Below are 20,463 nucleotides of genomic sequence, written 5' to 3' on the forward strand. Positions count from 1 at the left end.
CGGATGTCCCGGACGCGGACCCCTCGGACAAGGATGTCCCGGACGCGGATGTCCCGGACGCGGACCCCTCGGACAAGGACGCCCCGGGCACGGATGCCCCGGGCACCGACGCCCCGCTCGGCATGGCCGCCCTCGACCTCAAACCGGCCCTCGAAGCCGTGCTCATGGTCGTGGACGAGCCCGCGACGGAGGAGCACCTGGCGAAGATACTGGAGCGTCCCCGCCGCCTCGTCGCCGACGCCCTGCGCGAGCTCGCGGACGAATACACCACCCAGGGCCGGGGTTTCGACCTGCGGCTGATCGCGGGAGGCTGGCGGTTCTACACCCGGCCCGCCTTCGCCGAGGCGGTGGAGAAGTTCGTCCTGGACGGCCAGCAGGCGCGGCTGACCCAGGCCGCCCTGGAGACCTTGGCGGTGGTCGCGTACCGGCAGCCGGTGAGCCGTTCACGGGTCTCGGCGGTCCGCGGAGTCAACTGCGACGGCGTCATGCGCACCCTCCTCCAGCGCGGTCTGGTGGAGGAGAGTGGGTCCGAACCCGAGACAGGTGCGATCCTGTACAGGACGACGAACTACTTCCTGGAACGGATGGGCCTTCGCGGCCTCGACGAGCTGCCAGAGCTCGCGCCGTTCCTGCCCGAGGCGGATGCCGTGGAAGCCGAGTCCCAGGAGGGCTCCGCGCTCACCGCGGCGATCGCCGAGCTGGCCGACCTCGACGGTGACGGCGGCGAGCGGGAACGGGAGGCGGCGGCGTCCGACGACAGCGAACACCGGCACTCGACGACGGACAATTGATGCGAAGCAGCGGCAGCGGCAGGAACAGTGGCGGCAACCGGAACCCCCGGGGCGGCCAGGGTGGCCGTGACGGCAACAAGCAGAAGCGCTCGGGGCCCCCTCGCCCGGAGGAGCGCCGCTACGGCGCCCCCGGCGGCGGCCAGAGCGGGCGCGGCGGCACGGGAGCCAAGGGCGGCTCGGCCGGTCAGGGAGGTCAGGGCAGCCAGGGCAGCCAGGGCGGCCAGGGGGGCCGCGGTCAGGGAGCGCCGGGAGGCGCGGGCGGTCCCGGGGGCCGCGGCGGCCGACGGCCCGCACGGCCGCGTCCCGCCCGCCCGCGCGACTACGAGGCGCAGCTGGAGGAGACCGCCCGCGCCCGCCAGGCCCCCGGCAAGGCCGCTCCCAAGCTGCCCAAGACCTTCGACGGGGACGAGGGCGTCCGCCTGCAGAAGGTCCTCGCCCAGGCGGGTCTCGGCAGTCGCCGCGCCTGCGAGGAACTGATCGAGCGCGGCCGCGTCGAGGTCAACGGCAAGCGGGTGCGCGAGCAGGGCGTGCGCGTCGACCCCGACCGTGACGAGATCAAGGTGGACGGGCTCACCATCGAGACGCAGGGCCACCTGTTCTTCGCGCTCAACAAGCCCGAGGGCGTGGTCTCCACGATGGAGGACCCCGACGGCCGCCAGTGCCTGGGCGACTACGTGACCAACCGGGAGACCCGGCTGTTCCACGTGGGCCGCCTCGACACCGAGACCGAGGGCATCATCCTGCTCACCAACCACGGCGAGCTGGCCCACCGCCTGACCCATCCCCGGTACGGCGTCATCAAGACATATCTGGCCGCCGTCATCGGCCCGATCCCGCGCGACCTGGGCAAGCGGCTCAAGGAGGGCATCGAGCTCGAGGACGGCTTCGCCCGCGCCGACAGCTTCCGCGTCGTGCAGAACACCGGCAAGAACTACCTCGTCGAGGTGAGCCTGCACGAGGGCCGCAAGCACATCGTCCGCCGCATGCTCGCCGAGGCCGGCTTCCCGGTCGAGCGGCTGGTGCGCACCCGGTTCGGCCCCATCGCCCTCGGCGACCAGAAGTCGGGATGGCTGCGCCGCCTGACCAACACCGAGGTCGGCATGCTGATGAACGAGGTCGGCCTCTAGTCCGCTTGGTCCGCTCGTTCGGTCCGCCCGTCGCCACCGCTCCCGTCGAGGCCGCTCTCGTGCGGCCCTCGGCGGCGGCCGGACGGCGTCCCGGCCCCCCATCAGGCCGTCAGCTCCACAGGGCGAGCGCCACCGCGTTGCCGTCCTCGTCCCGTTCGACCTCGAGCATTCCGGCGACCGCCGTCCGGTTGATCCGCCCGTACACATGCGGGAACTCGGTGTCCTCTCGGCACCCGGGCGGCGGCGCCGGGTCCGCGGCCTCCCACCGCACCCGGGCGTCGAGCGCGTCCTCGTCGATGAGCAGGACCATCAGCGGGCCCCGCACATCCCGGTAGAAGGCGTTGGCGACCGCCAGCGTCGTCTCCTCGTCCGGAGAGCAGTGCACGAAACCGTCGTCGGCGAGCGAGGCGGGAGCGTAGGGCCGGTCCGGTGCCTTCAGCCAGTCGTCGAGCGGGACCAGATGGAAGATCATGGGAGTAGTTCTATCGCGTCGGCCGGCTGTCTCGTCTGGTGGGCGTCGCGCCTTGCGGATGAGCCGGTCTGGCTAGGCTGGCCCGGGCAGGAGCATCCGGTGAACGAGGAGAGTGGCGAAGTGGCGGTACGAGCGGTCCGCGGAGCCGTCCAGCTGGAACGCGACGAAGCGGAGCACATGCACGAGCAGGTCTCGGAGCTGCTCACCGCCATGATCGAACGCAATGAACTGTCGGTGGACGACCTGATCAGCGTGATGTTCACAGCCACCCCCGACCTGCACAGCGACTTCCCCGCCGTGGGCGCCCGCAAGCTCGGCATCACCGACGTCCCGCTGATCTGCGCGCAGGAGCTGGACGTTCCCGGGGCCTTGCCCAGGGTGGTGCGGATCCTCGCCCATGTCGAGACCTCGCGCGGCAAGAGCGACATCAACCATGTGTACCTCGGCGCCGCCGCCGCGCTGCGCCGGGACATCGCCCAGTAGCCCCCGCCGGCGCGCCAACGGCCCATCGGCAGCCCGCACAGCCCCAGCAGTCAACGAACGAGCCACGGAACGGCACTCGAGATGCGTACCGCCGTCGTCATCGGCACAGGTCTCATCGGGACCTCCGCCGCCCTCGCCCTGACCTCCCGCGGGGTCACCGTCCACCTGCGCGACCAGGACCCGTCGGCGGCACGCACCGCCGCCGCCCTCGGCGCGGGTACGGACGAGCCGCCGGCGGAGCAGGCGGAGCTGGCCGTCGTCGCCGTCCCGCCCGCGCACATCGGGCACACCGTCGCCGAGGCGCAGGCCCAGGGGGTGGCCCGCAGCTACCTGGACGTGGCCAGCGTCAAGGGCGGCCCCCGCAGGGACCTGGAAGGGCTCGGCTGCGACTTGTCCCGCTACATCGGCACCCACCCCATGGCGGGCAAGGAGCGCTCGGGCCCGCTGGCGGCGACGGCCGACCTGTTCGAGGGACGGCCGTGGGTGCTCACACCGACCCCCGAGACGGACACCGCGACCCTCAACCTCGCGCTGGAGCTCGTCGCCCTGTGCCGGGCCGTGCCCGTGGTGATGGACGCCGACGAGCACGACCGGGCCGTCGCGCTCGTCTCCCACACCCCGCAGCTGCTCGCCAGCATGGTCGCCGCCCGGCTCCAGCACGCGGACGACACCGCCGTGCGCCTGTCCGGGCAGGGCATCCGCGACGTCACCCGCATCGCCGCCTCCGAGCCGGCGATGTGGATCGACATCCTCTCCGCCAACCCCGGTCCGGTCGCCGACGTGCTCGCCGCGGTCGCCGGAGACCTCGACGAGACCGTCCAGGCGCTGCGGGCGCTCCAGTCGGCCGACGAGAGCAAGCGGACCAACGGGTCGGCGGGGATCGAGGACGTGCTGCGCCGGGGCAACGCGGGCCGGGCGAGAATCCCCGGCAAGCACGGCTCCGCGCCCACCGCCTACGAGACCGTGGCGGTCCTCATCGGCGACCAGCCCGGGGAGCTGGCCCGGCTCTTCGCGGACGCGGGCCGCGCCGGGATCAACATCGAGGACGTGCGCATCGAGCACTCGACGGGCCAGCAGGCCGGTGTGGCCCAGCTCATGGTCGCCCCCTCCGCGGCCCCCGCGCTCACGGCGGCGCTGCGCGAACGCGGCTGGAGCCTGCGCGGCTGACCGGCCGTCGCCCACCCGGGTGAGCCGCCGACGGGCCGGCCGCCCGGCGGGCCGCGGACCGCCGCGCCCGGCCCGTCCCGGCCGGGCGGGAGAGCGGGCTCCCCATTGCCAGTAACCTTGAACCTTGGAATCAGTGCGCCCACCCTCGCGGGCGACGGCCAAATGAGACCGAACGAGAGAGGTCATTCACTGTGGAAACCGCCGGTCGGCCGCAGGACGCGGTAGTCGTCGCCATCGACGGTCCCTCGGGCACGGGCAAGTCCAGCACCTCGCGCGCCGTCGCGACCAAGCTGGGCCTGCGCTTCCTGGACACGGGAGCCCAGTACCGGGCGATGACCTGGTGGATGCTGACCAACGAGGTCGACGTCGACGACGCCGCCGCGGTCGCCCTCGCCTCCGACAAGCCGGTGCTGGTCTCCGGTACCGACCCGCTGAACCCGACGATCACCGTGGACGGCGTGGACGCCTCGGGGCCGATCCGCACCCAGGAGGTCACCGCCGCGGTCAGCGCGGTGAGCGCCGTTCCCGAGGTGCGTGCCCGCCTGGTCGAGCTCCAGCGCACCGCCTGCGCCGAGTCCGCCGCCGCCGGCGGCATCGTGGTCGAGGGCCGCGACATCGGCACCACCGTCCTGCCGGACGCCACTCTCAAGGTCTACCTGACCGCCTCCGCCCAGGCGCGCGCCGCCCGCCGCAGCGGTGAGCTCAAGGGCGTCCCGGGCGCGGGGCAGATGAGCGTCGAGGCCACCCGCGAGGCGCTGGTCCGCCGTGACGCCGCCGACTCCGGGCGCAAGACCTCCCCGCTGGCCAAGGCCGACGACGCCATCGAGGTGGACACCACCGAGCTCAGCCTGGAGCAGGTCATAGAGGCCATCGTGACCCTGGTGGACGAGAAGCTGAAGGAGCGGACCACCGGGTGACCCACGAGCAGACCGCCCCGGGGCCCAGAGGAGCCGCGGTCGGGCGGCGCATCGGCATCGGCATCATGCACGGACTGTGGCGGCCGCGTGTGCTCGGGGCATGGCGGGTGCCCTCCCACGGCCCCGTGATCCTGGCCGCCAACCACAGCCACGGCGTCGACGGGCCCATGCTCATCGGCACCTCGCCGCGCCCGGTGCACTTCCTGGTCAAGCAGGAGGCGTTCGTCGGGCCGCTCGACCCGTTCCTGCGCGGCATCGGGCAGCTGCCCGTCGACCGCCAGGGCACCGACCGCACCGCGGTCACCTCGGCCCTCGGCGTGCTGGCACGCGGCGGTGTCCTCGGGATCTTCCCCGAGGGCACCCGGGGCGGGGGCGACTTCGCCTCCATCCGGGGCGGGCTGGCCTATTTCGCGGTGCGCTCCGGCGCGCCCGTGGTGCCGGTGGCCTGCTTCGGCACCACCGAGCACGGAAGGGCCATAAGGACCCTCCCACCGCTGCGCAGCCGTATCGACGTGGTCTTCGGGGACCCGTTCGAGGCGGGGGACGGCACCGGCGCCCGCACCCGCAGGGCGCTGGACGCGGCCACGCTGCGCATCCAGGAGCGGCTGACCGCCCACCTGGGGAACGCGAGGCGCGCCACCGGGCGCGCCTGAACCCCGAACCACGCAGTTTTTTTCGGACGAGGAAGACGACTTCATGGACAACGAGAACACTTCCGGCTCCGGCGAGCACGGCGAGCTGGGCCAGGACGAGTACGCGCAGTTCATGGAGATCGCCGCCGAGGAGGGCTTCGACCTCGACGAGGTCAACGAGGGCCTCGACGAGGCGGGCCACGGCCCGCTTCCCGTGCTCGCCGTCGTCGGCCGCCCCAACGTGGGCAAGTCGACGCTGGTCAACCGGATCATCGGCCGCCGCGAGGCCGTCGTCGAGGACCGGCCCGGCGTCACCCGGGACCGGGTGAGCTACGAGGCCCACTGGAGCGGGCGCCGCTTCAAGCTCGTCGACACCGGCGGCTGGGAGCAGGACGTGCTGGGCATCGACGCCTCCGTCGCCGCCCAGGCCGAGTTCGCCATCGAGGCCGCCGACGCGGTGGTGTTCGTCGTGGACGCCACCGTCGGCGCCACCGACACCGACGAGGCCGTCGTCAAGCTGCTGCGCCGCGCGGGCAAGCCGGTGGTGCTGTGCGCCAACAAGGTGGACGGCCCCTCCTCCGAGGCCGACGCCACCGCCCTGTGGTCCCTGGGCCTCGGCGAGCCGCACCCGGTCTCGGCGCTGCACGGCCGCGGCACCGGAGACATGCTCGACGCCGTCCTCGAGGCGCTGCCCGAGGCGCCCGCGCAGACCTTCGGCGCCACGGTCGGCGGCCCGCGCCGCGTCGCCCTCGTCGGCCGCCCCAACGTCGGCAAGTCCAGCCTGCTCAACCAGGTCGCGGGCGAGGAGCGCGTCGTCGTGGACGCCACGGCGGGCACCACCCGCGACCCTGTGGACGAGATGATCGAACTCGGCGGCAAGACCTGGAAGTTCGTGGACACCGCGGGCATCCGCCGCCGGGTCCACCTCACCGAGGGCGCGGACTTCTACGCCTCACTGCGGACCGCGGCGGCGCTGGAGAAGGCCGAGGTCGCCGTCGTCCTCATCGACGCCAGCGAAAGCCTCGCCGAGCAGGACACCCGCATCATCTCGATGGCGGTCGAGGCCGGGCGGGCCGTGGTGATCGCCTACAACAAGTGGGACCTGCTGGACGAGGAGCGCCGCTACTACCTGGAGCGGGAGATCGAGAAGGACCTCGTCCAGGTGAAGTGGGCGCCCCGGGTCAATGTCTCGGCGCGCACGGGCCGGCACATGGACAAGCTCGTCCCGGCCATCGAGAACGCGCTGGCCGGGTGGGAGACCCGGGTGCCGACGGGCCGCCTCAACGCGTTCCTCGGCGAGCTCGTCGCCGCGAATCCGCACCCGATCCGCGGCGGCAAGCAGCCCCGCATCCTGTTCGGGACGCAGGCCGGAACGCGCCCGCCGCGGTTCGTCCTGTTCGCCTCGGGCTTCCTCGAGGCGGGGTACCGGCGCTTCGTCGAGCGCCGTCTGCGTGAGGAGTTCGGCTTCGAGGGCACCCCGATCCAGATCTCGGTCCGGGTCAGGGAGAAGCGCGGCCGCAAGAAGTGACGCGACCGCCGGGGTTCACATCCCCCGGCGGCGGTTGTCGTGCGGAGCGGGCGGCAGCGCGGGACGGATCCCGCGGTGCCGCCCGTACTGCTGCCGGGGCAGGGAGGCCTCGGGGACCCACTGCGGGGGGTTCTGGAAGCCGGTGAACTTCAGGTCCTCCTCACCGCTGCGGTCGCCGGGGAGGGCCCGGAAGAGCCTGCGGTACTCGGAGTAGAGCGCGTCGTAGATCGGTGTGGTGCCGGACCCGTCGGGCGCCTCACGCGCCGGACGCATCGCCGGGATCTGGTGGTAGGGCGCCGGGGAGGAAAGGTCGAAGGTGTGCACGTATGCGCCAACGATCCGGACTGGCCCGGAGATACGGGGCCGACGCCTGCAATATCGGGTGAGATGTCCGGTGCCGCAGGAGACCGCCCATGGGCCCGGCACCGCGGCCCGTGTCGCGCGTCCGCCAGCGAGGGCGGGCGATGGCGGGCGCGGGCAGGTCAGGGCAGGTCAGATCAGGGTAGGCCAGGGCGGGCGAGGGGCAAGCAGGGGGCGGGCCGCGGGCACGCCGAGGCCCGGAACGGCCCCAGGGGCAGGCCGTTTCCGGGCGGTCGGGTCCCGGCTCAGGTCCCGGCGAGCCTCAGTGACGCGCCCAGTAGCAGGCCCTGCGCCGAGGCCCGGTCCAGCGCCTCGCGCAGCAGGTCCTCGCGCGGCTGGCGGCCGATCATTCCGGACGGGGCGGCGTAGACGAACACCTCGTTGTGCCGACTGGCGATGTTCCGCCACGCCTCCGTCACCTGGAGCGGCTGGTGGGCCTGCCACCACGATGTCTGGCCGCCGAACGCGTCGGGCTGCAGCACCGCGTGCAGCTTGCCCATCGCCAGCAGCACCGACCAGCCGGGCAGCGGGGACGGCGGCCGCTCGACGTCGTTGACCGGCAGGAAGCCCTGTTCGATCAGCAGCGTCAGGAACTCGTCGCGGGTCCCCTGGCTGCCGGGACGGGTGATCGGCCCGGTCGGCTCCACCACCAGGGCGGGATGGCCGCTGCCCTGGCAGAGCACCAGGCCGCAGGTGATGCCGAGGACGGCGGGCTGGGCGGGCTCGTCGTCGTGCGCGGGGGCGGAGTGGACCCCGTCCGAGACCTCGCCCCGGGTGATGCTCTGCACCGCGCCGAGCAGCTGCTCCTCGGTGACCGACACCACCTGGGAGGGGATGCAGGTGGCGTGGGCGAAGGCGAGCACCGCGGTCTCCTCACCGACGAAGAGCACGGTGCTCGTCCGCTCCTGGGCGATGTCGCCAGGGGTACGGCAGGACGTGCAGTCGTAGGACTCCGGGGCGTTCTCCCCCGCGAGGAGGCGGTCCGCCTCCTCGTCTCCGATCTCGGCGCGTACCTCGTCGCTGACCTCGAGCATGAGCGGCACGGGAAGGCTCCTGGGTATCTTCCGGCGCCGGGCGTCTCCCGGCTCCGAATGAACAACGGCCCTTCCCGCGCTTCAGACACGGCCAGGTGTCCGGACGGCGGGGTCCGCCGTTCGAGGGGAGTTCACGGCGTGCCGCCCCGCCATCCAGTGATCGCCATGGAATGACATGCATAGCGTCACGTCATGGCAAAACACATTTTTTGTAACAAACGGACTACCGTGCCGATCCTTGGCGCCGCTGTCTCCGCCGCTCTGCTAATGAGCCAGCAGCCGGCTCAGGCCGACTCGGGGGAGGCCGAGAGCACCGGCAGGAAGGTCTGGGACCGCATCGCCGAGTGCGAGAGCAGCGGGAACTGGACGACCAACAGCGGGAACAACTACTACGGGGGGCTGCAGTTCGGGCAGCCGACCTGGCGGGCCTACGGCGGGCTCAGATACGCCCCGCGCGCGGACCTCGCCACGAGGGAGCAGCAGATCGAAGTGGCCAAGAAGGTGCAGCGCACTCAGGGCTGGCGCGCGTGGCCGGTCTGCTCGTCGAGGGCCAAGACCGCGGAGACCCCCGAGCCGCGCGGTGAGCAGGCGGCCGCCCCCCGGGCCGAGCAGCGGCGGTCCACCGCGAACCCCGGCCTGCGCGCCCACATCGGCGCCCGCCCCTCCGCCACCGCCATGGGTGCGGCCGAGGCCGCGCACATGCACATGGTCGAGCCCGGCGAGTCCCTGAGCAGGATCGCCGAACGGCACCACGTCAAGGGCGGCTGGCAGCACCTTTACGTGCTCAACAAGGACGTCGTCGGCGACAACCCCGACCTGATCCACCCCGGGACCCAGTTGCGGCTCTTCTAGAGCGTCCCCAGCGGCTCACCAACGGGTTCGACGGGTGAACCCCGGCTCCGCCGGCTCCCCGGTGAACGCCACACTGCCGCGGCGCAGCACATGGACGACGGCCGCGCCCCGCAGAGCCCCCCGCAGTTGCTGCTCAGCGACAACCACCGTCCGGCCTCCGTCGGCGGCCTGTTCGGCGAGCACCTGGTGCATCCGCGCCGCCGCGGCCGGAGCCAGGCCCTGCCCCGGCTCGTCGAGCAGCAGCACACCGGCACCGCTCAGCAGCGCCAGCGACACCGCCACCATCCGCTGCTCACCGCCCGACAGCGTCCCCACCCGCCGCTTCAGCAGCCCCCGCAGGGCCGGAAAGGCCTCGAACGCGGGCGTGCGGCCGCCGACGTCCCCGGTGACGAGCGCGAAGTGCTCCTCCACCGTCAGAGAGCCGAAGACCGCCCGCTGTTCCGGTACGAGCGCGAGCCCGCGCCGTGCCCGGCGGAACGCGTCGAGCCCCGTGACGTCCTCGCCCCGCCACAGCACCCGTCCCCCGGAGAGGGGAACGATCCCCGCCAGGGCGTGCAGAGCGGTGCTGCGCCCGGAGCCGTTGCGCCCCAGAAGGACCGTCAGCCGCCCCGAGGGCATGGCGAGGTCCACCCCGTGCAGCGCCTCCAGCGGGCCGTACCGCACCCGGGCTCCACGCAGCTCGATCTCCACACTCATCGCACCTCACCCCCACCCTCCCGCTCCTCGGCCCCGCCCGGCCCGAGCAGGCGCCCGCCCGCCATCTCGTGGACGGTGTCGGCCACCCGCTGGACGAGGTCCAGATCGTGCTCCACGAGCAGGAGCGCCATCCCGTCGGCGGCCAGGGCGCGCAGCACCCTCCCCAGTGCCTCGGCCTCGTCCTGGTCCAGGCCCGCGGCGGGCTCGTCCAGCAGGAGCACTGTGGGCGAGGAGGCCAGGACCCGGGCCAGCTCCACCCTGCGCAGGGTGCCGGTGGGCAGATCGGCGGCCCGAAGCCGGTGGCTCGCGCCCAGGTCGAGCAGGCGCAGGGCCGCTCGCGTGGCGGCGCGGGCGGACGAGCGTCCCGGCTGCGGCAGGCCGATCAGGCCTGCGGCGAGTCCGGGGGCCGTGAGCCCGCGGCGCTGCTCGGCGCCGACGCGGACGTTCTCCTCCACCGTCAGTCCGGGGAAGACGGCGAGCTGCTGGAAGGTACGGGCCAGGCCCAGCCGGGCACGGGCGTGGTCGGGAAGGCGGGTGACGTCGCGTCCGGCGAGGAAGACCCGCCCGGAGGTCGGCCGGACCGTGCCGCACAGGCAGTCGAACAGCGTGGACTTGCCCGCTCCGTTGTGCCCGACGAGGGCGGTCACCCGTCCTGCGGGCACGCTGAGATCCACCCCGTCCACGGCGGTGAAGCCGCCGTACCGGTGGGTGATGCCCCGGGCGGCCAGTGGCGCGGTCACGGCCCGCGCCCCGAGGCGGAACGGACCCGGTCGCGCACCCGCCGGCCCTCGGCCGTGAGGACGGCGTCCGGCGCTACGAGGGGGCCGGCACGTGGAGCGCCGCGCTCCTCCCGACGCGTCAGCACGGTGTTGACCAGGCCGCCGGGGAAGCGCCCCAGCAGCACCGCGAGCACACCGACCACCAAGGCCGAGACGCCCTCATGGGTGCCCGTGTCCAGCCCCACGAGAAGTCCGGCCGCGAGCACCGCCCCGAGGGCGCTGTCGGCGCCCATGACCACCACGGCGGCGAACCACAGCAGTCCGCGCACCGGGTCGAAGTCCGCCGGGTCGAAGGCCCGCCCGGCCATGCCCAGCAGCGCTCCGCCGAGCGCCGCCGACGCCGCCCCGACGGCGAACGCGAACAGCTTCAGCCGGGGCACCGGCACCCCGGCCGCCGCGGCCCCCTGCTCGTGGTCGCGCATCGCCGCCAGGGCGCGCCCGAGCCGCCCCCGGTGCAGATTGCGCACCACCAGCAGGGCCGCCGTCAGCAGGGCCAGCTCGAAGACGTAGAACGCGCGGTCACCGCTCAGCCCTCGGGGCCGGTTCAGCACCAGTCCAGAAGTGAAGAACGGCTGTGCGAAGACGAACCTGCTGACCGCCACACCCAGCGCGAACGTGGTCAGGGCCAGCGCCAGACCCCGGCGGCGGATCGCCGGCCAGCCGGTCAGCAGGCCCAGCGGCGCCACGAGGAGGACGGCGAGCGGCAGGGCGGCGAACTCGTCCAGCGGGGGCAGACCGAAGAAGGTGCCCGACGACAGCATGGCCGCGAACAGGGCGCCGAGCCCCGCGTAACCCGCCTGGCCGAGCGAGATCTGGCCGCCGTAGCCGGTGACGACGACGATCGACAGCAGCACGATCGCCAGCGCGGGCACCTGGAGCGCCGCGTACAGATCCATGGCCCGCAGGCCGAGCGGGAGCAGGAGTACCACCGCGCACGCCGCCCAGCCGACGGGGGAGGTCGTGCGCCGCCCCCGGGTCAGCGCGGCCGCCGCCCGTTCGGCGCCCACGCCGCCGATCCTCGGCAGCACGAACACCGACACCAGCAGCGCCACGACGAACAGATTGGCCCCGACCGCCTGCACCAGCGGCTGCGCGGCCGCCGTCGGATGCAGGGCGGTGAGCTCGCTCTGGGCGACCCCCACGACGAGCGCGGTGAAGACCGCGGCGGGCAGGCTGCGCATCCCCGCGCCGACCGCCACCGCCATCGTCTCCAGCACGAGCAGGGACAGCCCGTACGGGTCGAGCCGAAGGTAGGGGGCAAGCAGCACCCCGGCGAGCCCGGCGGTGAACGAGCCGAACGCCCAGCCCACCGCGGCCACCCGGTCCGCGTCGATACCCCTGAGCACGGCCAGGCGTCGGTTGTCGACAACGGCCCGCAGCTCGTCGCCGATCCTCGTCCACCGGGTCACCGCGGCCACCGCGAGCGCCACCACCGCGACCGCCCCGAACTGCACCAGCGTGTCCAGGCGCACCGACAGTCCGCCGGGCAGCGTCACCGGTCGCGCGGACACCAGGGAGGGCACGTCGGCCCTGGCGTCCCCGCCCCAGGCCAGGAAGGCGGCGCCGACCAGCAGGACGAACACGCCCAGCGTCGCCACCAGGGTCTCGGCCGTGCCCGCTCCCCGCGCGGCCAGCGGCCGGAAGACCAGCAGGTCCAGCACGACACCGATTCCCGGCGCCACGACCAGCAGGCACAGCGCGGCGGCGGCCCCCGTCGGCCAGTGCCAGACGACGACGAGCTGGCGCAGCAGGTAGGCGGTGACCATGGCGATGGCGCCGTGCGCGAGGTTGAGAACGCCGGTGGCCCGGTAGGTGACGATCAGCCCGATGCCGGTCAGGGCGGCGGCGCTGCCCACGGCGATGCCCGCGAGCGCCAGATCGACGGTGAGCGAGGCCATGTCAGCCGCACATCGGGCAGGGCGCCAGGGCGCGGTCGCGGATCTCGTCCTCGTCCACCTCGCGGGCCTCGGGCCTGCCCTCCACCAGCGGGCAGCCGGGGCGGTGGTGGACCGTGCCGCCGGGCACGGCCAGTCTGACGCCCCCGGTCCCGCCATCCCGCTCGGCCTCCGGGACCGGTCGGCCGGACGTCGACGCCTCGGTGGTCTTCGGTGCTTCGGCCTCCCCCGGTGCTTCGGCCTCCCCCGGTGCTTCGCCGGTGCCGGGGGAGGCCTTGACCAGCAGCCGGTGCAACTGCTCCACCCGGGCGGCCGTGCCCGGGTCCGGCCGCCCCGCCAGCAGCACCGCGCCCGCCACGATCAGCGCGGCTCCCGGGATCGTCGCGGAGGCCAGGAAGGGGATCTGCCGCTCGGCGAACCGCTCGCCCGACACCCCGTACCAGCCCAGCACACACAGGACGGCGCCCACGGCCACGGCGATCCAGCCCCCGTAGTCGGCGGCGGCACGCCTGAGCCGGTCGCGGGTGCCCGCGCCGTCCTGCGTTCCGGCCATCCGTTCACCTCGCGACTCTCGCCGATCTGGGCATGTCAGGCCATTAGCAGCAATAATGCCTTTGAGGGGACGGTGAGGCACATGGTCCGCACAGTCCGTACCGGACGCCCAGGCACCCGAAGTGCCTTCGGAGCCGTCGCGGCGGTGGCCACCGCACTGGTTCTGGCGGTCTCCGGATGCAGCGACAACGGCGGCGGAGGGGCCAAGCCGAGCCCCTCGTCCACGGCGAGCGAGCCGTCCAGCCCGGCCGCCTCGCAGTCCGGGCAGAGCACGGGGCCGGCCGACGAGAAGGCCGCCCGGGCCGAGGTGAAGGCCAATTGGGAGAAGTTCTTCTCGCCCGACACCCCGCTGAACGAGAAGACCAAGCTCCTCGAGCACGGCAACCAGCTCCAGCTGCTGCTCCAGGGGTTCGCGCACGACCCGAGGACCCGTGAGGTCGGAGCGCAGGTCTCCGATGTCACCTTCACCTCGCCGACGCAGGCCGACGTCACCTACTCGCTGACGCTGAAGGGGCAGACCGCCGTCCCCAACGCGACCGGCGTCTCGGTGCTCGACAACGGCACGTGGAAGGTCTCCGTCAAGACCATCTGCGCCCTGGTCAGCATGGACACCGGCGGCACCGCCGTTCCGGGCTGCTGACCGCCGCGTGCGCACCGGGGTGACCGCTGTGCGTTCGGCCGGACCGGGCAGAGCGGCCGCCGCCGCGGCGGCCGTGCTCGCGCTGGTGTGCGCGGTGGCCACCGGGTGCGGCAGCAGGCTGCCCGAGAGCGACTTCACCGCCCGACCGTCGGGGACCCCGGGCGCCGTGGACGGCAACACCGCCTCCGACACCGGGGTCACCCCGGACCGGGTCAAGATCGGCATCGTCACCAGTGCCACCAGCCCGGTCGGCGGCGGCGCCTTCACCGGACCGCGCGACGGCGCCCGTGCCTTCTTCGCCGCGCTCAACCGCGCGGGAGGCGTCCACGGCCGCAAGGTCGACGTGGTCACGTGCGACGACGGAGGCAGCGGCGTCGGCAACAACCAATGCGTGCACGGCCTCATCGACCGGGACAAGGTCTTCGCCTTCACCGCGGGCAGCGTCCTGGACTACGCGGGCGCCGCCTACACCAGCGCCAAGGGCGTCCCCGACGTCGGCGGCCAGCCCATCGGCACCGCCTACGACACCTATCCGCACCTGTACGGCATCTACGGCAGTGACGCCCCCCGCGACGGCACCCCGGGCTGGGGTGGCACGCTCTACGCCGGCACCGAGGTCTACCGGTACTTCAAGGAGCGCCTGCACGCCCGCACAGCCGCCGTCGTCTCGTACAACCAGGCGGACTCCGCCCGCTACGCCGACCAGGTCCGCCGGGGGCTGAAACGGGAGGGCTACCGGGTGGTGGACGAGCAGGTCGACTTCGCGCTGCCCAACTTCCAGGCGGTGGCGGCCGATCTGCGGGCCAAGGGGGTCGACGTGGTCTTCGACGCCATGGACATCCACGGCAACTCCCAGCTGTGCCGGGCGATGGACGCGGCGGGCGTACGGGTGGCCGCCAAGGTCACCAATGTGCAGAACTGGTCGGCCTCGGTCCCGGACGACTACCGGGGCTCACCCACCTGCCGCAACTCCCTGTGGGCCACCTCCTCCAGCCGCAACTACGAGGACACCGGCCACCCCGAAGTACGTGCCTTCCGCGCCGGCATGGACGCCTACGCCAAGGCCGGGGGCCAGGTCTCGGGACCGCTGTCCCAGTGGCAGCTCGAGGGGTGGGCCGCCGCTCTCCAACTCACCGACGCCATGGCTTCGTGCGGTGCGCACCTCACTCGTTCGTGTGTAGAGCGGTATCTCGGGCGTGACCACCCGTACGACGCTCATGGGCTGCTCGTGCCCACCGACTTCGTCGTTTCTCCCACCCCGCCGACGTCCCGCCGGACATGCCTGGACGTGGCCCGCTGGGAGGATGCCAAGGGCTGGGTCACCCAGGCGGCGGACATGGACCGCAACTGCTTCCAGGTGCCGCAGCTGCCGTACCGGCCCTGAACGACGTCCGGCCGCCGCGCACCGGCGTGCGACTGCCCTCACCGAGGATGACCCACGATCAATTCCCGACAACGAACAACCACTTCGACGTTCCGGCCGTCTTACCAACGCCTACGGCGGCACACGGCGGCCGACACGTGGAACGGGGCAGGATGCGCATCGCTTTCCTCATGCACAACGGCTACGGGATCGGTGGGACGATCCGCACCACGTTCAACCTCGCCCAGGCCCTCGCCGAGCGGCACGACATCGAGATCGTCTCCGTGCTGCGGCACCGCGAGCTGCCCACGTTCGACCTCGATCCGCGGGTGCGGCTGCGCCATCTGGTGGACCTTCGGACCGAGAGCGACGACCCGCGCCACCAGCTGCCCGCCAAGGTCTTCCCCGCCGCCGAGTCCCGGTACCGCCAGTACAGCGAACTCACCGACGAGCGTGTAGCCGGGTATCTGAGGACCGCCGACGCCGACGTGATCGTCGGCACCCGCCCGGGCCTCAATGTCCACCTCGCGCTCCAGGGGACCTACCGCGCCGTGCGCGTCGGCCAGGAGCATCTCACCCTCGACACCCACCCCAAGGCACTGCGGCGCGGCCTGCGCCGGGTCTACCCCCGGCTCGACGCGCTGACCACCGTGACCGAGGCCGACGCCGAGTGCTACCGGCGCGGGATGCGCCTGCCGGGGGTGCGGATCGAGGCGCTGCCCAACAGCGTGCCCGAGCCCGCCGTCGCGCCCGCCGACGGCCATGGCAGGCTCGTCGTCGCCGCCGGGCGGCTGGCCAAGGTCAAGCGCTACGACCTGCTCATCCGGGCCTTCGGGAAGGTCGCCGCCGAACGTCCCGACTGGGGTCTGCGGATCTACGGCGGCGGAGAGGAGGAGCCGCGCCTGCGACGGCTCGTCGACGAACTCGGGCTCTACAACAATGTCTTCCTGATGGGCCGGGCCTCCCCCATCGAGCCGGAGTGGACCAAGGGCTCGATCGCGGCCGTGACCTCCAGCTTCGAGGGCTTCGGCATGACCATCGTGGAGGCCATGCGCTGCGGTCTGCCCGTGGTCAGCACCGCCTGCCCGCTGGGGCCGCCCGAGATCATCAAGGACGGGGTCGACGGCAGGCTGGTGCCGCCCGGCGACCCCGATGCCGTCGCCTCGGCCCTGCTCGAACTCATCGGCGACGACGGCCTGCGCCGCAGGATGGGCAGCGCCGCGCAGGTGAACTCCCAGCGGTTCGACCCCGCCCCCGTCGCCGAGCGCTGCGAGCGGCTGTTCACCGAACTCGTCGCCGCGAGGAAGGCGGGCCACGGTCCGCGGCGGCCGATGCGAGGGACGCTGCTGACCGGCGCCTACACCGCGATCGACGCGGCGGCCGGGGTCGCGGCGCACGCCGGCCGGGCGGTACGGCGACGGGGCACCGTCCGGGGCAAGGAGGCAGGCGCATGACGACCACAGGGGTCACCGCGACCACGGGGACGACCGCTGCCGCGGGGCAGGGCCCGCGCGCCGACTGCGTCGTGGACACGGCCGGGGGGCTGGCCCTGGAGCTCACCCTCCCCGGAGCGCACGAGCCGCGCCTGCTGCTGCGGCTGCGCCCGCCCAAGGGCAAGGACCCGGAGCGCCGGCCGTGCCACGAGGTGGAGATGGCACCGGCCGGGGACGGCCTGCGGTGGCTCGCCGTCGTGGACCGGCGCAGCCTTGCCCTGGGGGAGGGCACGCTGGAGGAGGGCGCGCTGGAGGAGGGCCGCTGGGACCTGTTCGTGGTCGACGGCGAGGGGGAGCCGGCACAGGTTCGGGCGGGCATCAACGATGTACGGGCGCTGGTGGAGCGCGAGCGCGACCGGTCCGCCTCGCCGATCGCCGTGCGCATCCCCTATGCGACGAAGACCGGCCACCTCGCGGTCCGGGCATGGCTGCGGCCCGTGCACGCGGAGGCGGGGGAGATCCGGGTCGGCGACAGCTCGTTGACCGTGCACGCCACCGTGTTCGGCGCCGATCCGGGGCCCGAGGCCGCCGCCGTCGCCCGGCTGAGGGGGAGCAAGGGGCGCGAGCGTGTCGAGACGCCAGTGACCGCGGAGGGTGGCGGGGGCGGTGGCGGCGGTGCCTTCTCGTTCACCCTCGACCTGCGTGAACTCGCCCGCGCCCCGGCGGTCTGGGACCTGTGCGTCCGCCTGTCCCACGGAGGCTCGGTGGTCAGGATCGGACGGCTGCTGGACGACGTGCCGGACAAGAAGAAGATCTTCGTCTACCCCGGTGTCCGCGTGGACGCGCTGGAAGCGCGCCCCTACTTCACGCTGGACAACGACCTGTCGGTGGACGTCAGGGTCGTTTAGAAGGGTGAATCCCGGTCAGGCGAGGGACCAAGGAGGTACACACTCATGGTTCCTGTCCTGTTGGTTCTGCTGCTGGCGCTCATCCTCTTCGGCGCGGGCTTCGCCCTCAAGGCGCTGTGGTGGGTCGCGATCGCGGTACTCGTGGTCTGGCTGCTGGGCTTTGTGATGCGCAGCACCACCGGGGGTGGTCGAGCACGCTGGTACCGGTGGTGAGTGAGGCGACTCGCTCCCCGGAGACCACCACCCCGTCACGGGGCCCGCTCGCGGGCGGGCCCCGTGAGCCGTGTCCGGGGCGTCGGGCCCGGCTCTCAACGACTGGGGCCTCTCAGCGGCTCGGGGTTCTCAGCGGCTCGGGGCTCTCACCGGGTGGGGGGCTCTCACCGGGTGGGGGCCGCGGCGCTGATGTCCGCGAGCGGGGAGTCCGGTTCCTCGGTCTGGGCGAGATCACCGATGGTCACGATGCCCACCGGGCGGCCGTCGGCCACGACCGGCAGCCTGCGCACCGCGTGCTTGCGCATCAGCCGCGCCGCGTCGTAGGTGCTGTCCTCCGGTGAGATCGTCACGGCGGGGGAGGAGAAGACCGCTCCGGCCGAGACGGACTGGGGGTCGGTCCCCTCCGCCACCACCCGCACCGTGATGTCCCGGTCGGTGACCATCCCCAGGACGTCGTCCCCGCGGGCCACCACGACGTCGCCGATGTCATGGTCGCGCATCAGGCGGGCGACCTCCACCAAGGACGCTTGGGGCTGCACCGCCGTCACGCCCATCGTCATCACTTCGCGTACCGCGTGTGGCATTGTCGTGCCCTCCTTCGAGGCTTCCTCCGCAGTACCCGCGACCGGCTCGGATATGCGCACCCCACCCCGGCGGGCACAGACCCGGCCCCAGCGGCCCGGAGCGGGAGTTTTCCGGGTCGGTCGCCGGGTACTCCGGGGCCATGACCGACCAAGTTGCCGAGCCCGACCGAGTGGTGCGGATAGAGGAGATGGTCAAGGAGCTGCTGGGGGAGGCCCGGGCCAGACCGCTGGACGAAGCGGGCCGTATGTGGCTGACGGCGAGTCTGCGCCGGGCGGTCGGCGAGCTCGAGCAGGCTCTCGCCCCCGAGCTGATAGAGGAACTGGGCAGGCTCGCCGAGCCGTTCGCCGATCCCGAGGCGCCGAGCCATTCCGAGCTTCTGCTGGCCCAGGCGCAGCTCGTGGGCTGGCTGGAAGGGCTCTGGGCTGGGATCAGGACGTCCTTGACGCTCAGTAAGACGGAAGTCACCCAGCCCGCGAGAGGACTGTCGATGCCCGACGGCGGAAGTTACCTGTGATCCACCGCGGGTAGCGCCGGGCCGCCGGAGTACGAAGACCGGCTGCCGGAGAACCCGGAGCACGAGGAACGGCGCGGAACAGCGGGGTGCCGCACACGATCGTGTGCGGCACCCCGCTGTCGCTGACCGGGTCTGGCGTGATCAGGCCTTGGCGAGGGCGTCGACGACCTCCTGGACGCGTTGGAAGACCCGCCCTTCGGGCAGCCGCTCGACCGCCTCGATCCAGCGGTCCGGGGCATGCCGCTCGGTGAGGATGCGCACCAGGGCGCGCCGGTCGGCGGGAAAGTCGGTCCGCCGCAGCTGCTTGGCGATCTCCGAGCGGGCGCCGGCCGTTCCGAGAGCCAGATTGGGCAGAGGGAGGTCGTCGTCCTCGATCGGCTCTGGATCGTGCCACTCCTGGCTGCGGGTGGGGTGACCCGACCGCAGCATGCCCTGAAGCTCGTGCTTGATCTCCTCGTCGGCGTGGACGCTGAGACGGCTGCTGCCTCGCTCCATTTCCGGTCCTGCCTCTCTGTTTGTCCACCGGTCCGAGGTCCGGGGTCCGGGGGCCCGAGGCCCCCCGCCTCTTCACGGGAGGCCTCGGCGGGGATCCCGGGCGGATCCTCGGCCGGTGGCCCGTAGTGCGTTCGTTCGCGGTGCGTCGGCGGCGTCGGGAGACGTCACCGGATCGCCGGTGGCCCGGCGGTCCGGATCGCGTACCCATTGGCGGTGGACAAATGCCTCCGCGGCGCAAGGAATGCCGGGGCCTTCCCGGGGTACTCGGCGAGCGAGTGTCCTGGTCGGTCCAGGGCCCGGGAGGGAAGGGAGGCAGCCGTGCCCGAAGGGACGCCCGCCGAGGGGATCGACCCGGAACGCCTCGACGACGAGGTGCTGATCCGCGAGCTGGAGCAGATCCACCGGACCCGGCACGAGACCCTGCTCTACGGAACCGACAACGCCCTCAAGGCGCACAGCCGGCGCATGCTCGCCCTGGAGGCGGAGTATCTGCGCCGGCATCCCGAGCGTCAGGTGGTCTCCTCCCGCACCCGCGACGGATCCCGGGCCCGCGCCGGCCAGACGCCCAAGCCCGTGAGCTGACGCTCGAGCCTTTGAGCCGATGCTCCAGCGGGTGACGCTCCAGCGGGTGCCGTTCCAGCCCATGAGGCGCTCCAGCCCGTGAGGCGGTCAGTGCTCCCGGTGGCGGCGGACGCTGACCGTCGCCAGGTCGAGCATGGCCACGAGGGTCAGGAACGCGCAGATCCCGGCCAGCACGCTGTCGAGCGTCCGATGGGTGGCGCCGGTCGCCGTGGCGGCCACGATGAAACCCGCGGTGGCGGCGGCGAACAAGGGTGCGAAGATCGCCGACAGCAGCATCCGCAGTCCGAGCGCGCTGCGCGCGTTCGACGGCTCGGTACCGGCCCGCCGCCACCAGCTCGGTGCATGGTTCATGGCTCCTCCTGCTGCCTTCCCCTCCAGTCTGCGCCCGTCCGCGGGCGTCCCGGGGGTGCGGGACCGGAGGAAACGGCCGGGCGGGCAGCACGTT

25 protein-coding genes are annotated in these 20,463 nt (G+C 73.0%); 15 read left to right on the forward strand and 10 right to left on the reverse strand.

Annotated elements, in window-relative coordinates:
- Window positions 1–122 precede the first annotated feature (122 nt).
- Window positions 123–791, forward strand: a complete 669-nt coding sequence (gene scpB, locus IEY86_RS25640; protein WP_189134298.1) for an SMC-Scp complex subunit ScpB — start codon at window positions 123–125, stop codon at window positions 789–791.
- Window positions 791–1,918, forward strand: coding sequence for a pseudouridine synthase (locus IEY86_RS25645; RefSeq protein WP_189134216.1), 1,128 nt, complete (start codon window positions 791–793; stop codon window positions 1,916–1,918). Before scpB ends, IEY86_RS25645 begins: the two co-directional genes overlap by 1 nt.
- Before the next feature lie 109 nt (window positions 1,919–2,027).
- Here the strand turns inward: IEY86_RS25645 and IEY86_RS25650 are convergent, their stop codons facing one another.
- Window positions 2,028–2,390, reverse strand: coding sequence for a DUF952 domain-containing protein (locus IEY86_RS25650; RefSeq protein ID WP_189134217.1), 363 nt, complete (start codon window positions 2,388–2,390; stop codon window positions 2,028–2,030).
- 120 nt (window positions 2,391–2,510) lie between these two features.
- On the opposite strand from IEY86_RS25650, the gene aroH reads away from it, so the two are divergent.
- The 5 genes from aroH (at window position 2,511) to der (ending at window position 7,117) form a co-directional block, all read left to right on the forward strand.
- On the forward strand, window positions 2,511–2,873 hold the full coding sequence (aroH, locus tag IEY86_RS25655; protein WP_189134299.1) for a chorismate mutase: 363 nt from the start codon (window positions 2,511–2,513) through the stop codon (window positions 2,871–2,873).
- Window positions 2,874–2,897: 24 nt separating this feature from the next.
- Complete coding sequence (locus IEY86_RS25660; RefSeq protein WP_373287094.1) at window positions 2,898–4,040, forward strand: prephenate dehydrogenase; 1,143 nt, start codon at window positions 2,898–2,900, stop codon at window positions 4,038–4,040.
- A gap of 191 nt (window positions 4,041–4,231) precedes the next feature.
- Window positions 4,232–4,957: a (d)CMP kinase gene (gene cmk, locus IEY86_RS25665; RefSeq protein WP_189134219.1), complete on the forward strand. Its 726-nt coding sequence runs from the start codon at window positions 4,232–4,234 to the stop codon at window positions 4,955–4,957.
- 65 nt (window positions 4,958–5,022) lie between these two features.
- The gene (locus IEY86_RS25670; RefSeq protein ID WP_189134300.1) at window positions 5,023–5,610 is read left to right on the forward strand and encodes a lysophospholipid acyltransferase family protein; all 588 of its coding nucleotides are present in this window, start codon (window positions 5,023–5,025) and stop codon (window positions 5,608–5,610) included.
- A gap of 43 nt (window positions 5,611–5,653) precedes the next feature.
- Window positions 5,654–7,117 (forward strand): ribosome biogenesis GTPase Der, encoded by a 1,464-nt coding sequence (gene der / locus IEY86_RS25675; RefSeq protein WP_189134220.1) that lies wholly within the window; start codon window positions 5,654–5,656, stop codon window positions 7,115–7,117.
- A 15-nt stretch (window positions 7,118–7,132) separates the two neighbouring features.
- Here the strand turns inward: der and IEY86_RS25680 are convergent, their stop codons facing one another.
- Both IEY86_RS25680 and IEY86_RS25685 read right to left on the reverse strand, forming a co-directional pair.
- Entirely contained in the window at window positions 7,133–7,441 is a 309-nt protein-coding gene (locus tag IEY86_RS25680) for a hypothetical protein (RefSeq protein WP_229698753.1), read from the reverse strand.
- A gap of 281 nt (window positions 7,442–7,722) precedes the next feature.
- A complete protein-coding gene (locus IEY86_RS25685; protein ID WP_189134221.1) occupies window positions 7,723–8,520 on the reverse strand; it encodes a DUF8842 C-terminal domain-containing protein in 798 nt (265 codons plus the stop codon).
- Between the two features lie 258 nt (window positions 8,521–8,778).
- On the opposite strand from IEY86_RS25685, the gene IEY86_RS37885 reads away from it, so the two are divergent.
- Window positions 8,779–9,363, forward strand: coding sequence for a transglycosylase family protein (locus IEY86_RS37885; RefSeq protein WP_308425175.1), 585 nt, complete (start codon window positions 8,779–8,781; stop codon window positions 9,361–9,363).
- A 15-nt stretch (window positions 9,364–9,378) separates the two neighbouring features.
- Here the strand turns inward: IEY86_RS37885 and IEY86_RS25695 are convergent, their stop codons facing one another.
- From IEY86_RS25695 to IEY86_RS25705, 4 genes are read right to left on the reverse strand one after another with little or no spacing between them, the layout of a single operon-like run.
- Window positions 9,379–10,059: an ABC transporter ATP-binding protein gene (locus IEY86_RS25695; RefSeq protein WP_189134223.1), complete on the reverse strand. Its 681-nt coding sequence runs from the start codon at window positions 10,057–10,059 to the stop codon at window positions 9,379–9,381.
- Window positions 10,056–10,799 carry an ABC transporter ATP-binding protein gene (locus tag IEY86_RS38190; protein ID WP_373287091.1) on the reverse strand — a complete coding sequence of 248 codons (744 nt, stop codon included), beginning with the start codon at window positions 10,797–10,799 and terminating at the stop codon, window positions 10,056–10,058. Before IEY86_RS38190 ends, IEY86_RS25695 begins: the two co-directional genes overlap by 4 nt.
- A complete protein-coding gene (locus IEY86_RS25700) occupies window positions 10,796–12,736 on the reverse strand; it encodes a branched-chain amino acid ABC transporter permease (protein ID WP_373287092.1) in 1,941 nt (646 codons plus the stop codon). The genes IEY86_RS38190 and IEY86_RS25700 overlap by 4 nt, the downstream gene beginning before the upstream one ends.
- Window position 12,737: 1 nt before the next feature.
- A complete protein-coding gene (locus IEY86_RS25705; protein ID WP_229698754.1) occupies window positions 12,738–13,286 on the reverse strand; it encodes a hypothetical protein in 549 nt (182 codons plus the stop codon).
- A gap of 81 nt (window positions 13,287–13,367) precedes the next feature.
- Between IEY86_RS25705 and IEY86_RS25710 the strand changes: the two genes are divergently transcribed.
- The 5 genes from IEY86_RS25710 to IEY86_RS25730 all read left to right on the forward strand — a co-directional run bounded on the left by IEY86_RS25710 (window position 13,368) and on the right by IEY86_RS25730 (window position 17,842).
- Window positions 13,368–13,925, forward strand: a complete 558-nt coding sequence (locus IEY86_RS25710) for an MTB12 C-terminal domain-containing protein (protein WP_189134224.1) — start codon at window positions 13,368–13,370, stop codon at window positions 13,923–13,925.
- Window positions 13,926–13,953: 28 nt separating this feature from the next.
- A complete protein-coding gene (locus IEY86_RS25715; protein ID WP_189134225.1) occupies window positions 13,954–15,309 on the forward strand; it encodes an ABC transporter substrate-binding protein in 1,356 nt (451 codons plus the stop codon).
- Window positions 15,310–15,461: 152 nt separating this feature from the next.
- Window positions 15,462–16,742 carry a glycosyltransferase family 4 protein gene (locus IEY86_RS25720; RefSeq protein WP_189134226.1) on the forward strand — a complete coding sequence of 427 codons (1,281 nt, stop codon included), beginning with the start codon at window positions 15,462–15,464 and terminating at the stop codon, window positions 16,740–16,742.
- Window positions 16,739–17,629 carry a transferase gene (locus tag IEY86_RS25725; RefSeq protein WP_189134227.1) on the forward strand — a complete coding sequence of 297 codons (891 nt, stop codon included), beginning with the start codon at window positions 16,739–16,741 and terminating at the stop codon, window positions 17,627–17,629. The genes IEY86_RS25720 and IEY86_RS25725 overlap by 4 nt, the downstream gene beginning before the upstream one ends.
- 45 nt (window positions 17,630–17,674) lie before the next feature.
- Window positions 17,675–17,842 (forward strand): hydrophobic protein, encoded by a 168-nt coding sequence (locus IEY86_RS25730; protein WP_189134228.1) that lies wholly within the window; start codon window positions 17,675–17,677, stop codon window positions 17,840–17,842.
- A 164-nt stretch (window positions 17,843–18,006) separates the two neighbouring features.
- Here the strand turns inward: IEY86_RS25730 and IEY86_RS25735 are convergent, their stop codons facing one another.
- Complete coding sequence (locus IEY86_RS25735) at window positions 18,007–18,426, reverse strand: CBS domain-containing protein (protein WP_189134229.1); 420 nt, start codon at window positions 18,424–18,426, stop codon at window positions 18,007–18,009.
- Window positions 18,427–18,566: 140 nt separating this feature from the next.
- Between IEY86_RS25735 and IEY86_RS25740 the strand changes: the two genes are divergently transcribed.
- Window positions 18,567–18,941 (forward strand): proteasome activator, encoded by a 375-nt coding sequence (locus IEY86_RS25740; protein WP_189134230.1) that lies wholly within the window; start codon window positions 18,567–18,569, stop codon window positions 18,939–18,941.
- Between the two features lie 141 nt (window positions 18,942–19,082).
- Here IEY86_RS25740 and IEY86_RS25745 read toward each other — a convergent pair whose 3' ends face one another.
- A complete protein-coding gene (locus IEY86_RS25745) occupies window positions 19,083–19,436 on the reverse strand; it encodes a DUF2795 domain-containing protein (protein ID WP_189134231.1) in 354 nt (117 codons plus the stop codon).
- Between the two features lie 318 nt (window positions 19,437–19,754).
- Between IEY86_RS25745 and IEY86_RS25750 the strand changes: the two genes are divergently transcribed.
- Complete coding sequence (locus IEY86_RS25750) at window positions 19,755–20,018, forward strand: DUF6158 family protein (RefSeq protein ID WP_189134232.1); 264 nt, start codon at window positions 19,755–19,757, stop codon at window positions 20,016–20,018.
- An 87-nt stretch (window positions 20,019–20,105) separates the two neighbouring features.
- Here the strand turns inward: IEY86_RS25750 and IEY86_RS25755 are convergent, their stop codons facing one another.
- Entirely contained in the window at window positions 20,106–20,369 is a 264-nt protein-coding gene (locus IEY86_RS25755) for a DUF6343 family protein (RefSeq protein ID WP_189134233.1), read from the reverse strand.
- Between the last annotated feature and the right edge of the window lie 94 nt (window positions 20,370–20,463).

It is taken from the genome of Wenjunlia tyrosinilytica, from assembly GCF_014646055.1.
Taxonomy (GTDB): Bacteria; Actinomycetota; Actinomycetes; order Streptomycetales; family Streptomycetaceae; genus Wenjunlia; species Wenjunlia tyrosinilytica.

What these genes read in the sequence shown, in the direction of transcription:
- scpB (WP_189134298.1), top strand. Translation starts at nt 123, where the DNA reads ATGGCCGCCCTCGACCTCAAACCGGCCCTCGAAGCCGTGCTCATGGTC.
- IEY86_RS25645 (WP_189134216.1), top strand. Translation starts at nt 791, where the DNA reads ATGCGAAGCAGCGGCAGCGGCAGGAACAGTGGCGGCAACCGGAACCCC.
- IEY86_RS25650 (WP_189134217.1), bottom strand. Translation starts at nt 2,390, where the DNA reads ATGATCTTCCATCTGGTCCCGCTCGACGACTGGCTGAAGGCACCGGAC.
- IEY86_RS25670 (WP_189134300.1), top strand. Translation starts at nt 5,023, where the DNA reads ATGCACGGACTGTGGCGGCCGCGTGTGCTCGGGGCATGGCGGGTGCCC.
- der (WP_189134220.1), top strand. Translation starts at nt 5,654, where the DNA reads ATGGACAACGAGAACACTTCCGGCTCCGGCGAGCACGGCGAGCTGGGC.
- IEY86_RS37885 (WP_308425175.1), top strand. Translation starts at nt 8,779, where the DNA reads ATGAGCCAGCAGCCGGCTCAGGCCGACTCGGGGGAGGCCGAGAGCACC.
- IEY86_RS25695 (WP_189134223.1), bottom strand. Translation starts at nt 10,059, where the DNA reads ATGAGTGTGGAGATCGAGCTGCGTGGAGCCCGGGTGCGGTACGGCCCG.
- IEY86_RS25700 (WP_373287092.1), bottom strand. Translation starts at nt 12,736, where the DNA reads ATGGCCTCGCTCACCGTCGATCTGGCGCTCGCGGGCATCGCCGTGGGC.
- IEY86_RS25705 (WP_229698754.1), bottom strand. Translation starts at nt 13,286, where the DNA reads ATGGCCGGAACGCAGGACGGCGCGGGCACCCGCGACCGGCTCAGGCGT.
- IEY86_RS25710 (WP_189134224.1), top strand. Translation starts at nt 13,368, where the DNA reads ATGGTCCGCACAGTCCGTACCGGACGCCCAGGCACCCGAAGTGCCTTC.
- IEY86_RS25720 (WP_189134226.1), top strand. Translation starts at nt 15,462, where the DNA reads ATGCGCATCGCTTTCCTCATGCACAACGGCTACGGGATCGGTGGGACG.
- IEY86_RS25725 (WP_189134227.1), top strand. Translation starts at nt 16,739, where the DNA reads ATGACGACCACAGGGGTCACCGCGACCACGGGGACGACCGCTGCCGCG.
- IEY86_RS25730 (WP_189134228.1), top strand. Translation starts at nt 17,675, where the DNA reads ATGGTTCCTGTCCTGTTGGTTCTGCTGCTGGCGCTCATCCTCTTCGGC.
- IEY86_RS25735 (WP_189134229.1), bottom strand. Translation starts at nt 18,426, where the DNA reads ATGCCACACGCGGTACGCGAAGTGATGACGATGGGCGTGACGGCGGTG.
- IEY86_RS25740 (WP_189134230.1), top strand. Translation starts at nt 18,567, where the DNA reads ATGACCGACCAAGTTGCCGAGCCCGACCGAGTGGTGCGGATAGAGGAG.
- IEY86_RS25745 (WP_189134231.1), bottom strand. Translation starts at nt 19,436, where the DNA reads ATGGAGCGAGGCAGCAGCCGTCTCAGCGTCCACGCCGACGAGGAGATC.
- IEY86_RS25755 (WP_189134233.1), bottom strand. Translation starts at nt 20,369, where the DNA reads ATGAACCATGCACCGAGCTGGTGGCGGCGGGCCGGTACCGAGCCGTCG.